The organism is Rothia sp. HMSC066G02 (assembly GCF_001813145.1).
Lineage (GTDB): Bacteria > Actinomycetota > Actinomycetes > Actinomycetales > Micrococcaceae > Rothia.
On sequence record NZ_KV811584.1, the window covers coordinates 1 to 14,041 of the forward strand.

The window sequence follows — 14,041 nt, forward strand, 5'->3', positions numbered from 1 at the left end:
TTGTTGTCCAAGAAACGGGAGGCAGTTCATTTTTTCTCAGCGGGGGCTTTTTGTGAACAGAACGCTGCGGCTTTTGGTGCTGCAGCATGCTTCTCCCACCCACCCTCACGACTGACAGGTGGGAGAAATCTTGGGGTACGCCCCTAGCGAGCTGGACGCTAGGGTAGACGAGCTAGGGGCGTACCTGGGAGGCGCGCACACCGGTACGGATACCGGCAGCCTCCATGCGAGTGGACTCGTAGCTCACCGCGCGCAAGCCGGAAGAGGCGGCGATTGCCTGAGTCTTTTCTCGCGTATTTTCCTGACGCTGGGTGGGTAGAAAAACCCAGCGGCGCTGGACCGCGAAGCTGATCGGGATCAGAATCAGTTCGGTCAGGATCTTGGCGACCAGCAGGGACGCGCCCAGGCCGGTCAAAGCTTCCATCAGAGCCGCGTTGGCTGCGAGGATGCCCACCGCCAGCACGGTGTACCGTACCAGCGAGGAGGATACCGAGGGGCGTGCGCCTCCGTCGTGCATGAGCATTCGGTTGACGGTGAAGTTCGTCAGCGCCGAGATGATGCGGGCACCGACCACGGCTGCCAGTAGCGGAGCACCCATGCCCACCAGGACGAAGAGGGCGATAGCATCCACGAGGAAGCCGGTCAGGAAAGACGATGCCAGGAAGGCAAGCAACGGTGCGTAAATGAGCGCCGAATCCTGCAGAGGCCTAAAGTGGCTGGTCGGGTTGCCGGGCTCGTAGACCTTCACGATGGGCACCTGCACCAGTTCCACGTCTGCGCGGGTTGCGCGTAGCAGCATGGAGAACTCGTACTCGTACTTATCGCCGGGAATCTGCAGCAGCCAGTCCAGAATCTGCGGGGTGAAGCCGCGCAGACCGGTCTGGGTGTCTGCCACGCGAGCACCGGTCGCCAGGGCGAAGAAGCCTACGGTTGCGCTGTTGCCAATTTTGGAGCGCAGCGGCACCTTCGTGCCTTCTTCACCGGCGTTCGGGTCGGGCTTGGTACGCACGCCGAGGATGATGCTCCTCTGCCCTGCCGCCGCGGCGGTTTCGGTGCGCACACCCACGCGGAAGATGTCCTGGGGTAGGTGCTGGCCGTCCGCGTCGGCGGTGACGATGACCTCGCCGGGGCGGTTTGCTTTCGCCCAGGCGATGCCGGTGCGCAGTGCCGCACCCTTGCCCCTGTTGGCGGGGTGGGTCTGCACGGTCACGCCGTCGATGCGCAGTTCGGTAAAGATGGGTGCGTAGGCGCTGCCGGATCCGTCGTCAATCACGAGGATTTCGACGGCAGGGTCCTGTGCGCGCAGGGCCCGGGCAAGGCGGACCAGTGATTGGTCCGGCTTATAGGCGGGTATCAGGATAATCACGATGCGCTCCCTGCAATGTAGAGGATGTCGCTGGTGCCGCGTTCCTTGGTGCCACCCTGCGGGCGGTTGACCAGCTTGTTGTTGAAGACCATGGCGGAGGAGCCACCACCGTCCAGGTTGTAGGCGCTCACGCAGCCGAGGTCCTTGAACATTTGGGAGAACTCGGGCATGGTCACGCCACGCGAGTAGTTGGTGGAGCGGCCATCGACCACGATGAAGACCAGGTGGTTGGTGCCGAGCACGCCCACACCGGTTCGCGGCTGGTTGCCCTGGATGGAGTGGTTACCGAAGTTGGTGTCCACTTCGACGCTGTCGATGCCGTCGACGATTGCGGAGTCCTTGACCAGTGCGGGGCCGAAGGAGAGGGTGTTCCACACACCCTCGTTGACGAGGGTTTGGGCGTTGGTTGCGGTTTCGTCGTAGAGCTTGACGGAGCCGTCGCGGTAGAAGGCGAGGCCTTCACGTGCACCGGAGTCACGGTAGACAACACCGTTTCGGATCACGATGCCGGTGGTACGGAAGCCGTAGTAGTCGCCGTTGATCGCCCAGATGCCGTTGTGTTCGGACGCCATGTTCGAGGGGGTGTCGATGATGTTCTGGCCGAACTTGTTGTTGGCGAAGGCGCTTCGCAGCAGGGTTGCGTTGTCGAGCTTGATGTCTGCTACGAAGGAGACGACCGCGTCCGAGCCGCTGCCGGTGGTGGTGGAGGTGATGGTAATCGAGCCTTCGTTAGCGGTGAGGCTCTGGCCGTTGACCTTCACGCCGGTCAGTTCGGTGGGGTCTGCAGTGGCGGAGCCGGAGGCGCTTGCGTTTGCCTGGGCTGCTGCCGCTTCGTAGGCGGTGGTGTCTTCGATTTCGGTGTGCTCTGCCAGGTAGCGGTTGTACGCCCAGCCTGCACCGCCGCCGACTACTGCGAGTGCGCCGAGGCCGCCGCCGATGAAAATTCGACGGGTGAGCTTCTTCTTGGCTAGCTTCTGCTCTGCAACGGTTTGCGCTGCGCTAGCTTGTTCAGCCGCGGTCTGGGTGGTCTGGTCAATGTTCTGAGTCATGTTCTGTTCGTTGTTCATGTCTCTAGAATGCCGGGCTATTCTCTGTGCCAGGCATGACTAAGCTGTGCAGAAGCTATGTATACTTATTCATTTCAAACTTTTTTATTACTGCCTATGCTTTATTACCAGATGGCGCTATGCATATCTATGTATAAACATGTGTATTGGCTTTGTGTTCCGCATAGTCAAGAACCCCCGCGGGCAACCTGTCCTCGCGCACACGCCTGAGAGTGCATCCTCAAAAACTGCGGGCACGAAAAAACCGGCTGAGCACCCCGTGCGGGGCCTCAAGCCGGTTCATCATCTATGAAATACGCTCGGTCGATATACACCGAATCATTCCGCGTATTCTTTATGCCTCATCCTCGTAGGACGCGTACTTTTCTGCGTATGCCGAGTAGTCGTCCTCGTCGTCATAGCGACGGCGGGACGAATCGGAGGACTTCGTTTTCTTCGCGCTGCTGAGCTCGCGCTCGAGTGCGCTGTAGTCGGTCTCGGGGCTGAAGTACTTCATCTCCCGAGCCTGCCTAGTTGCTTTAGCCTTCTGACGGCCGCGCCCCATGGCGTGACCCCCTCTTTCATCCTGTCCGAGGCGAACAGCGCGCGCGGCGCATCGCTCTCGGATCGTTCAACAGTCTTTACTACACTATAGAGTACCCTGTTTCAGCCCTGAATGTCTCGCTCAACGGCACCTATTTTGCGTATCATGACACTTCTTCGCACCGGAACAACCGTTTTATTTTGCACCCGCGGCTTTTTACCCCAGACGCCACACACCCTATATAACACGTAGCCCCGCATCGGATATATCACTACATCCGATGCGGGGCGGGTGTCTCTGCCTCCGGCTCACTCACAAGACCGGGTTCGGAGAGGGTACCGTGCCGGTCATGACATCCAGCACGGAGCTTGAGGGGCACTCCTGCCGCTTAGCTTGCAGTGAAGGAGCCCAGCGAGGTGGCGTTAGAAGCCAGGGTGGTGCTGGAGGCATCCACGCTATCGGTGGTGGTGTACACGGTGTAGCTCTCGCCCTTGGTGATCTTGGAGCTGGAGACCAGGATCAGTGTGGTGCTGGAGTTAGCCACCTTGTAGTTCGCCACCACGTTACCGGAGGAGTCGGTCACCTGTACGGTGGTGCCGGCACTCAGGTTCGATACGTTGCTGATCTTCACGTAGCCGCTGGTGGAGTTGGTCGAGGGCGCCTCGAACATGTCACCGGAGTTAGCCGCGGTCACGGTCGCGCCGTTGAGCAGCAGGTCGCCATTGGTATCCAGGGAGGTGTTACCACCAGTGAAGGGGCCGTTGACAATCACGGTGCCACCGGAGAGGGTTGCCGTACCGTTGGAGTCGATGCCATCGCCGTTCGCGTTCACGGTGACCGTACCGCCGGAGATGTTGATGGTTGCGTCGACGACCTCGAAGGTGCCGCCGCCACCGCCCATACCGCCACCTGCGCCACCGCCAGCCGGGGGCTGACCCATAGTGCCCGAGGGAGCCTGACCGCCTGCCGGAGCCTGACCAGCCTGACCGCCCTGTGCGGTCTGGGTAGTCTGCGTGGTAGAGGTCGAAGCCGACTCAGTACCGGTCGAGCTAGTGCTGGTGGTGCTGTACGAGGCGTTGATACCGTCATCGGAGCTGGTCACGTTCACGGTGCCGTCCAGGATGTTGATGTACTGCGCCTCGATACCCTCGTTCGCCTGGGTAATGTTCAGGGTACCGCCCGAAATCTCCAGCACGCGCTCGGCCTTGAAGCCGTCATCACCTGCAGAGATGTTCACGGTACCGCCGCTCAGGCGTACCCAGCCGCGGTTGCCGTCGGTGTCATTGGTTGCCTTGATGCCGTCCTTGGTGGCGGTCACGGTGATGGTGCCGTCCAAGATATCGACGTAGTCCTTACCCTTGATGCCGGTGTTTGCCGCGGTCACCTCCAGGGTGCCGGAGGCAATGACCAGGCCGTCAGTGGTGTGGATGCCCTCTTCGTACTTGCCCTCAACCTTCAGGGTGCCTTCACCGGCAAGGGTCAGGTCGCTCTTGGAGTAGATGGCGGCGTCGGGGCTGCCGCTGGCGGTATCCGAGTAGGAGGAGCCGTCAGAGACGGTGTTGGTGGTGCCCGAGGCGGTGTAGATGACGACCTCATCCGCCTCAACCACGTTGATTGCCGCGCCGGTGGAGTTGGTGATGGTCGCGTTATCCAGAATCAGGCGGACCATATCGCTGTCGGCTGCCTCAACCTTGATCTGGCCCTCGTAGGTGCCACTCAGGCGGTAGTTACCCGCCTTGGTAATGGTGATGACGCCGTCGCTGACGGTCACGCCGTCGGTCGCGGTCGGGTTAGAAAGATCGATAGTAACTTCGCTGGAGGAATCCCAGGTCAGATCCTTCGCGGAGTAGTGGGTGTCCTCGGCGAGCTTCGCGCCGCTCTTCACGTCGGTGGAGAAGGAGTCCGCCACCTTCGACGTGGTGTCCGAGGTGCTCGACGCGGAGGTGCTGGTTGCGCTCGAAGCGCTGGTATTCGAGGTCGAGGTTGCCGAGCAGCCGGTCAACGCCAGGGCTGCCAGGAGGGTAATGGAGGTTGCGCTCTTAATCATATTGCTCTTTTTCACGGGTTTTCCTTTGTGATTGGGTGACTACTCGCGGAGAGCTAGCGCCACAGGTTTGGGGAGTACAGGTTGTATGTGAAATGTGAATATGTGTGAGAGCGGTTATTGCCTGTGTGGGGCGAATAAAGCCAGTGTTGTGTTTGGTTCGGGGGGGGTATAGGTTAGGGGGCTGGGGGTGCGGGTAAGGTAGGTGCACTACCCTACCCGCGCATCCCAGGTTGCCGTTTAGGCGGGTTGCCGTTTAGGCGGCTGCGAAACGCTCAGTCAGCAGCTTCTGGTAGTCCTCTTCGGTCATCTCATCCACGTTCAGGCGGGTGCCCTCAACCGGTTCCAGGTGCATCCAGTTCTTCAGGGTTTCTGCCCACTTGTTGCTTGCCAGCTGCGGGTTCAGCGCCGCCATACCGGTTGCAAACTTGGAAATCTTCGCGGGGGTGATGCCCGCATCCCAGAGGTGCTGGTCTGCCACGGAGGGCTCCACGCCGGACTTGGTTTCGATGATGACCGCGTTCGGCAGGCCGTAGGTAGTGCCAACCAGGTTGCCGTGGAAGTTGCGGTAGTTCACGCCCGCCATGAGGATGTTCTCGGAGAGAGGGGTCCAGGTCAGGTTGGTGTCTACCGTCATGCGGGAGGCGACCGGGTTCTTCTCGCTCTGCGGCAGGAAGACCGTGGTACGGCGGTAGCCGGTGGTCAGGACCGCCTCCAGCTTGTGCACGGGGCCAGCGAGGATATCGCCGAGTGCTGCGGTGATGTACTCGTGACCTTCCGCGGTGAGCTGATCGCGGTTCTCGAAGGTGTACGGGATACGCTTCTTGACGGTCATATCCTGCTCACCGTCGGTCTTGACCTCCAGGAAGGTCAGCTTCGAGTCCAGGTAGCTACGGGTACGGATCTTGAAGGTGTCGTCGCGGCTGTAGGCTGCCGAGTGGTAGCTCTGCATCTGCGGGGTGTCGAAGTAGACCGAGTCGTAGGCGAAGTCGCGCTGGCCCTTGATGTCCATGACGGATGCGTCTGCATCGAGCGTGGAGAGTACCTTGGCGGCGGTTTCTGCGTCGACAATGTACTTGCGGTCCACACGGGTCTGCATGGCTGCCTTTTCGTTCATGGCTTCGAGGCTGATGCTCTTCCACTCTGCGGGGATGATGTTTGCGGCTGCGTTAGTCATGGGTCTTCGTCCTTCTGGGGTGCCGTCCCTGCGTGCTGGGGGGCGGCGTGTCGTGGGTATCGGAGATGTTTGTGCAGTTGGAGTGAATCGGAGGCTTTTATGCCGACTGGTCTTACTTGCCCACCAGGGTGCGCTGGAGCGGAACCATCCGGGTGTCCAGGGTGGTGTGCGCCTCGGCGGTAGGTGCTACCGGCTGGCGGGTTGCGGTCATCTGCGGTGCTACCGCCTGAGCGGCTACAGGCTGTGCCGCCTCCACTGCCGCGGGGGTGCCGCCCTCGGTGGGTTCCTTGGGCTGGTAGGTGACGGTGGCGCGGGTCAGGTTGTTCACCATGTCCAGCTCGGTGATCTTCGCCGAGGTGACGGTGTAACCCAGGCGAGCGCTCAGGTATACCTTGAGCTCTTCCTCATCGCTGATCGCACGATCGGCGGTGACGGTCTGAGTCTGATCGGTAGAGACCGGGGTGCTGCGCGAGTCGAGAATCGCGATGAGGCCGACCAGGGTAGCCATGAGGCCGAAGGCGATGTACGCCGGGCTAATGTTCACACCTGCGATCATGCCGACCGAGAGAGCTACGAAGTAGTAACCCACCTCGCGCTGGCTCAGGGCGGTGGATCGCAATCGGATAATCGACAGGACACCGAAGAGGCCCATACCCATAGCGGATGCGTTCGATCCGGCGGATACCAGCGCCACCGAGACGGTGAAGATGCCGGCGTTGATGACCGCGTAGGAAATCATCAGTTCGCGGTTGCGGTGCCGCACCATGTAGAGGGTGCAGAGAGCTGCGATGGCTATGGCATCGGCAATCGCCATGGTCAGAATAGTCATTGGGTGCTCCAGATATCGTGTCGTGATGTTCGCGGTGCTCTTTGCTGTCTGTTCATCAGCTTCGGGCTGTGCGTTCTTTGTAGTATCTAGATTCCCGTGCAAGCCTGTGTTTACCCTGTGTTGCCCTTAACTTAGAGATAAGTGTTATATGTCTCTAATAAATACCCTTATCGTGGCGCTATTCAATCGTAATTTTTCTCTTTTCTCGCGTCCTTGACGGAGCATCCCCCACAGCCTCAAAAGGCACAAAAAATGGGCCCCCTCCGATATGGAGGGAGCCCATAAAAGTAGCTAAAAGCTTAGCGACTAGGCGTTATTATGCCTTCTTGCGCATGCGGGTTGCCACGATGGTCGCGCCACCAGCACCCAGAGCAATCAGACCCAGACCAGCAGCGGTCATCGCACCGGATGCACCGGTCTTAGCCAGGGAAGAAGAGCTCTTGGAGGATGCGTTCGAGGAACCGGAGTCCAGGTTGTCACCGGAGCCGGAGCTCAGCGAAACGCTGTCGGAGTTCTGGTAGTCGGGACGCAACTCGCAACCAATACCGTCACCGTCGGCGTCGAACTTCTCCAGGAAGTCGGGATCACCCTTGTAGATGGGGCCGCCACGGTCTGCCCACACATCAGCGCAGTTCGGGTAACGAGACTTTCCAGATCCGTTAGAAGAGCCCTTAGAGTCAGCCTTATTCTCATAGTTGGGGTCCTCGTCACAGCCCTTATTGTCACCGTCAGCGTCGAACTTCTCACGGAATTCGGGATCACCCTTGTAAATGGGGCCGCCACGGTCTGCCCACACGTCAGCACAGTTCTGGTACTTGTAGGTCTTCTCATCCTTTGCGGAGGAGTCGGAGCCCTGCTCAGACTTCTGCTCATCAGACTTCTGCTCTTCGGCAGGCTTCTGATCCTCAGCGGGCTTGGTTTCCTTAGCCTCCTCAACGGCGGGTGCGGAGGTCTCTTCAGCAGGCTTGGGAGCCTCGGTGGTCGGAGCCGGGGTCGAGTCCTCGGAGGGAGCGGGGGTCGGATCCTCGGAGGGAGCCGGAGTCGGGTCCTGAGAAGGAACGGGGGTCGGGTCCTCCGAAGGAGCCGGTGCGGGCTGCTCTGCAACCTTAATGGTCACGGTAGCTGCCTTACCGCCGCGGGGAACGTCGCCGTCCTTCAGGGAGCCGGACAGCAGGTAAATGTCGACAGAAACGCTGCCGTGCAGCTCTGCCTGCCAGGGGATAGTAACGGAGAAGTTGCCAGCCGCGTCAGCATGGATTTCCAGGTAATCCTGGCCGTCAATCTTAACGGCACCCTTGTTCAGCTTCAGTGCCAGAACGGAACCGGAGGTGCCGTCAGCGGTCTTGAAGCCTTCGCCGCCAATGTTCAGGCCCTGACCCTCAACCCATACGTCGGGGGCGAAGAACTGTGCAGAGTCTGCGTAGGTGTAGACAACCTGAGGTGCGCCTTCAACAGCGAAGGTTGCGGGGACGGAAGTAGCAACGAGGCCACAGCCGATGAGTGCGGTGGCGCCGATGCGTGCAATATTGTTTCGAATGTTCATGCCCCCCATTCTAACGAGCGAAGCTTAGGATACCGGCACCCAAGACGTCAATTTATTATGACCTAACTCACAAAACATATTTTTCTTGAAGGTTTCTTGAAGGCATGGTTGAACTATATAAGCCTTTTACACCGCTGTGCACACCCAAACTCTCAACCTGGCATTGAAGAAACTAACAAGTACATACCCCACCCCATCAGCACAACCCAACAGTAAAAACCACCCTGTTAAACGCGAAAATCCCCTCCGCCCGAACGTTCAAAAGCGTTCAGGGAAAGGGACCTTCATACACACCGCACCGGGCGGCGGCAACAGTTCTTAGGAGTTCTTGCGCTTACGCACAGCAGACACGCCAGCAACACCCAGACCCAGAGCTACCAGACCCATACCAGCAATGGTGAAGGCGTTAGAAGCACCGGTGTTAGCCAGGGAAGAGCGCTGAGCACGGCTCGAAGTGTAGCTGCTCGAAGAGGAAGAGCCGCCGCCCAGGTTATCCAGACCACCAGAGTTACGGGACGAAGAACCCGAGGAGCTGTTGGAGGAGGAACCGTCGGTCACCTCGCTGTTAATGACCTCGCAACCCAGGCCGTTACCGTCGTTATCAAACTTCTTGCGGAAGTCCGGGTGGCTCTTATGCATGGGCGCCAGGCCAGCGGCCGCAACCTCTGCACAGTTCGCGAAGCGAGTGCTCTCAGCCGAAGCGGTCACCTGCTCGGTAGCAGAGGCAGAATCACCCAGCTGATCCTTCGCCTCGTTCGCAACGGATGCACTCTGATTAGCAGAAGCCGACTCGGTAGCAGATGCCGAAGCGGAGGGGGTAGCCACCACAGAAGCAGAAGCCGATGCGGTAGCCGAGGGGCTCACCGAAGCGGTAGCGGAAGCCTTCTCCTCGGCGCGGTCCTTAATCTTTGCATCCACGGAGGCAACAACCTCATCAGCGGCGGTAGCCGAAGCCGAAGGAGTCGCAGATGCGGAGGGCGCAACAGAAGCGGAGGGGGTAGCCACCACGGAAGCCGAAGCAGAAGCGGTTGCCGAAGGGCTCACCGAAGCGGTAGCGGAGGGGGTTGCTTCCTGAACGGAACGAGCCTCAATCTTCACGGTCGCAGCCTTGCCGCCGCGAGCGGTGTCGTTGTCCTTCAGGGAGCCGGAGAGCAGGTAGACGTCCACGGAGATACGCTCATCCAGGTCGTTCTGCCAGGGAATGGAAACGGAGAAGTTGCCCTTCTCATCAGCCTGAACTTCCAGGTAGTCCTTGCCGTCAATCTTGACGGAGCCCTTGTTCAGCTTGATAGCGATGACGGAGCCGGAGGTGCCGTCCTGAGTCAGGAAGCCTTCGCCGGTAATCTTCAGGGTTTCGCCCTTGTACCAGACCTCAGAGATGTGGGAAGTCGCCTTGTCGGAGTAGACGTGGGTGACGGACTCTTCACCGTTCTGAGCGAACGTTGCGGGGATTGCGGTGACCGCCAGACCGCAACCGATCAGGGCGGTGGCACCGAAGCGAGTGATAGTGTGTCGAATGTCCATCCCATCATTTTATCCCCGCACGGTGGGCATATCCGCCTGTCCAGGGGCTATTTGCAATGACTTGCAACACAAAATAGCACTTTCGTGCACTTAATGATGGGTCAGTGCACGCACGGCAAAATTCGCCAGAGAAACAGCATTCATTGGGGAAACAGCGCCGCCTAGACCCCTGCAGCGACCCCGGCAACACCCCCTGCAACCTTAAACGTCAACGGCGTCGAGCATGAGTTCCAGCGCCTCACCCACGCCGCTGCGCCACAGGTAGGTTGCTTTCGCATCCGCACGACCCGGACCGCCGTTAATCACAGCGACCGGCTTGCCGGCACGCAGAGCCTCCAGCACAATCTTGTAGCTGCTCATAACCGCCACCGAGGAGCCCACCACCAGCAGCGCCGAACATTCAGCGAGCATGGCGTCCTTGAGTGCCTTACGTTCGGCGGGCACGGACTCGCCAAAGTACACCACATCCGGCTTGAGGCGGGTCGAACCGCAGGCGATGCAGGGCACCATCTGAAAATCGCGAATATAGCGCTCGTCCAGCTCCACGTCACCGTCAGGGTTCACGCGCAGCTCTTCGTCTTCAAGGCGCGCCAGGTAGCCGGGGTTCGCCGCGTCCAGGCGTGCATCCAGGCTTTCGCGGCTCTCGTCCTGCCCGCAGTCCAGGCACACAATACGGGAGAGGTCACCGTGCAGTGCCAGCAGGCGGCAGCTTCCAGCGCGGGCGTGCAGCCCATCCACGTTCTGCGTAATCACGCCGCTCACGGCACCCAGCTGCTCCAGCTCGGCGAGCGCATAGTGGGCGCGGTTCGGTTCGGCTCGGCGCATGCGGCGCCAACCCACGTAGGAGCGCGCCCAGTAGCGTTGGCGGGCGGCGTCATCGTAGCGGAATTCCTGGTAGGTCATGGGGCGGTGGTCGTGCAGGGAACCGCCGGGTCCGCGGTAGTCGGGGATGCCGGATTCGGTGCTTACTCCCGCGCCGGTGAGCACGAGAACCTTACCCGCCTTGAGTAGCTCGGCAATACCCGCGGAGGCGTATTCTTCGTCGTGCGGGGTGGCGTTCTCAGAGACAACGCGCTGAATCGAGCGGATTGCGGCACGGTGCACGGAGGCGATTTCTTCGCGCTGCTCACCGGCGGCGGCGAAGTTCTGGTGGTCAGTCCAGCGGTCCATTCTTCTCCTCAATGCTCTGTGTACTAGTGCGGTTCAGCGCGGTTCTAACGCGTTAAACGGCTGTGGGGCACCCCCTTTCGAGGGTACCCCACAGCCTATTTCGTATGGTTTCGAATGTGCAAACTCAGCCACGGGCTAAGTCCGCCCAGCAGACCGGTTTAGTTCTCAGCCTTCTGCTCACGCTCGGAGGTCACCGACAGACCGTCGCTGGCAACGTCCGGGTTCACATCCACGGTCACGGTGTCGCCGTCGTGGATTGCACCGGAGAGGATGCCTCGAGCCAGGCGGTCGCCAATCTCGCGCTGTACCAGGCGGCGCAGCGGGCGGGCACCGAATGCCGGGTCGTAGCCGGTCTTACCCAGCCACTCCAGGGCGGCGGGGGTGACGTTCAGGGTGAGGCGGCGGTCCTCCAGACGCTTAGCAATGCTCTTGATCTGCAGGCCCACAATCTGGCCCAGGTTCTCAGCCGACAGGGGCTGGAACATGATGATGTCGTCCAGTCGGTTGAGGAACTCGGGGCGGAATGCCTGGTGGACAACCTCCAGCGCCTTCTCGGAGCGCTCCTCGAAGGGCAGGTCCTGGTTGACCAGGTACTGCGAACCGAGGTTCGAGGTCAGAATCAGGATGACGTTGCGGAAGTCCACGGTGCGGCCCTGACCGTCGGTCAGGCGGCCGTCATCGAGTACCTGCAGCAGGATGTCGAAGACCTCGGGGTGTGCCTTCTCAACCTCGTCGAGCAGGACCACCGAGTAGGGGCGACGGCGTACAGCCTCGGTCAGCTGACCGCCCTCTTCGTGGCCGACGTATCCGGGAGGGGCACCGACCAGGCGAGAAACGGTGTGCTTCTCGGAGTACTCGCTCATGTCGATACGTACCAGGGCACGCTCGTCATCGAACTGGAACTCAGCCAGTGCCTTAGCCAGCTCGGTCTTACCGACACCGGTCGGGCCCAGGAACAGGAAGGAACCAATCGGGCGGTCCGGGTCGGAGATACCGGCGCGGGCGCGGCGCACAGCGTCAGAGACAGCGACCACTGCGGCTTCCTGACCAATCAGGCGGGCACCGATGCGCTTCTCCATTTCGAGCAGCTTCTCAGACTCACCCTGCATCATGCGACCTGCGGGAATGCCGGTCCAGGAGGAAATCACCTCGGCGATATCGTCTGCGGTGACCTCTTCGGAGACCATAGATTCGTTCTTGGCGTTGTCCTCGGCGCGCTGTGCTTCTTCCAGCTCAGCCTGCTTTGCGGGAATCTCACCGTACAGCAGGCGGGATGCCTCGGCGAGGTTGCCTTCACGCTGTGCTACCTCGGCGCGGGAACGCAGCTCGTCAATCTCAGTCTTGAGGTCACCCACACGGTTCAGGCTAGCCTTCTCGGCCTCCCAACGGGCGTTGAGGGCGTCGAGCTCTTCCTTCTTGTCCGCCATATCCTTGCGCAGGGCCTCCAGGCGCTCAACCGATGCGGGATCGGTCTCGTCAGCAAGAGCCAGCTCCTCCATGGTGAGACGGTCCACGGCGCGGCGCAGCTGGTCAATTTCCTCCGGTGCGGAGTCAATTTCCATGCGCAGGCGGGATGCTGCCTCGTCAATCAGGTCAATTGCCTTGTCCGGCAGCTGACGGGAAGGAATGTAACGATTAGACAGGGTTGCTGCGGCAACCAGCGCGGAGTCAGCAATCTGCACCTTGTGGTGTGCCTCGTAGCGTTCCTTCAGGCCACGCAGAATACCGATGGTGTCCTCGACGCTGGGCTCGCCCACGTACACCTGCTGGAAGCGGCGCTCCAGGGCGGGGTCCTTCTCGATGTTCTCGCGGTACTCGTCCAGGGTGGTGGCACCAATCAGGCGCAGTTCGCCTCGAGCAAGCATGGGCTTGAGCATGTTGCCTGCGTCCATGGAGCCTTCGGATGCGCCAGCACCGACAACGGTGTGAATCTCGTCGATGAAGGTCACAATCTGGCCCTCGGACTTCTTGATTTCTTCGAGGACTGCCTTCAGGCGCTCCTCGAATTCACCGCGGTACTTTGCGCCTGCAACCATGGAGCCCAGGTCCAGGCTGATGAGGGTCTTACCGCGCAGGGATTCGGGCACGTCGCCGGAAACCATGCGCTGTGCCAGGCCTTCCACGACGGCGGTCTTACCGACGCCGGGCTCACCAATCAGAACGGGGTTGTTCTTGGTTCGGCGGGAGAGCACCTGCACGACGCGGCGAATCTCAGAGTCGCGGCCGATGACCGGGTCGAGCTTGCCTGCGCGGGCAATGGCGGTCAGGTCGGTGCCGTACTTTTCGAGAGCCTGGAAGGTGCCCTCGGGGTCGGGGGTGTCCACGGTGCGGTCTCCTCGGACGTTGGGGATGGTCTGTGCGATGAGCTCTGCGGTAGCGCCGAGCTTGTGCATTGCTTCAGCGGTGCTATCGGTTCCGCTGGCAATGCCCAGCAGAATCATTTCGGTAGAAACGTAGGTATCTCCGAAGCCCTGGGCGCGGGTCTGTGCCGCCTGCAGAGCGGAAAGCGCGGCACGGCTGAGGGAGGCATTCTGCACGGAGGCACCGGATGCCTTGGGCAGCTTCTTGATTTCGGCGGATGCCGCCTCGGAGATAGCGTCCACATCCAGGCCAGCAGCCTTGAGGACTGCTACGGCGACGCCTTCGCGCTGGTCCATGAGGGCCTTGAGGATGTGCGCGGTTTCAATAGTGGGGTTACCGGCGGTTTGAGCATTAGTATTTGCCGCCGAGATGACTTCTTGACTCTTGGTGGTGAACTTGTTGTCCATGATGTTCCTTTCGCATTTCGAGGGGCTTAT

The 14,041-nt window shown here is 60.6% G+C and carries 10 protein-coding genes; all 10 read right to left on the minus strand.

Features of this window, described 5'->3' with window-relative positions:
* Window positions 1-172 precede the first annotated feature (172 nt).
* The 10 genes from HMPREF2894_RS02340 to clpB all read right to left on the minus strand — a co-directional run bounded on the left by HMPREF2894_RS02340 (window position 173) and on the right by clpB (window position 14,011).
* Window positions 173-1,366 (minus strand): bifunctional glycosyltransferase family 2/GtrA family protein, encoded by a 1,194-nt coding sequence (locus HMPREF2894_RS02340; protein WP_070677647.1) that lies wholly within the window; start codon window positions 1,364-1,366, stop codon window positions 173-175.
* Entirely contained in the window at window positions 1,363-2,433 is a 1,071-nt protein-coding gene (locus HMPREF2894_RS02345; RefSeq protein WP_070677649.1) for a phosphodiester glycosidase family protein, read from the minus strand. Before HMPREF2894_RS02345 ends, HMPREF2894_RS02340 begins: the two co-directional genes overlap by 4 nt.
* Window positions 2,434-2,767: 334 nt before the next feature.
* Complete coding sequence (locus HMPREF2894_RS02350; RefSeq protein WP_005504588.1) at window positions 2,768-2,977, minus strand: DUF3073 domain-containing protein; 210 nt, start codon at window positions 2,975-2,977, stop codon at window positions 2,768-2,770.
* A gap of 367 nt (window positions 2,978-3,344) precedes the next feature.
* Complete coding sequence (locus HMPREF2894_RS02355) at window positions 3,345-5,018, minus strand: carbohydrate-binding domain-containing protein (RefSeq protein ID WP_070677651.1); 1,674 nt, start codon at window positions 5,016-5,018, stop codon at window positions 3,345-3,347.
* Between the two features lie 238 nt (window positions 5,019-5,256).
* Window positions 5,257-6,177: a polyphosphate polymerase domain-containing protein gene (locus HMPREF2894_RS02360; protein ID WP_070677653.1), complete on the minus strand. Its 921-nt coding sequence runs from the start codon at window positions 6,175-6,177 to the stop codon at window positions 5,257-5,259.
* Between the two features lie 112 nt (window positions 6,178-6,289).
* Window positions 6,290-7,006 (minus strand): DUF4956 domain-containing protein, encoded by a 717-nt coding sequence (locus tag HMPREF2894_RS02365; protein WP_070542930.1) that lies wholly within the window; start codon window positions 7,004-7,006, stop codon window positions 6,290-6,292.
* Window positions 7,007-7,322: 316 nt separating this feature from the next.
* Window positions 7,323-8,549, minus strand: a complete 1,227-nt coding sequence (locus HMPREF2894_RS02370) for an excalibur calcium-binding domain-containing protein (protein ID WP_070677655.1) — start codon at window positions 8,547-8,549, stop codon at window positions 7,323-7,325.
* Between the two features lie 318 nt (window positions 8,550-8,867).
* On the minus strand, window positions 8,868-10,073 hold the full coding sequence (locus HMPREF2894_RS02375) for an excalibur calcium-binding domain-containing protein (RefSeq protein WP_070677657.1): 1,206 nt from the start codon (window positions 10,071-10,073) through the stop codon (window positions 8,868-8,870).
* Window positions 10,074-10,274: 201 nt separating this feature from the next.
* On the minus strand, window positions 10,275-11,243 hold the full coding sequence (locus tag HMPREF2894_RS02380) for a Sir2 family NAD-dependent protein deacetylase (RefSeq protein ID WP_070677659.1): 969 nt from the start codon (window positions 11,241-11,243) through the stop codon (window positions 10,275-10,277).
* A gap of 158 nt (window positions 11,244-11,401) precedes the next feature.
* Entirely contained in the window at window positions 11,402-14,011 is a 2,610-nt protein-coding gene (gene clpB / locus HMPREF2894_RS02385; RefSeq protein ID WP_070677662.1) for an ATP-dependent chaperone ClpB, read from the minus strand.
* Window positions 14,012-14,041 lie beyond the last annotated feature (30 nt).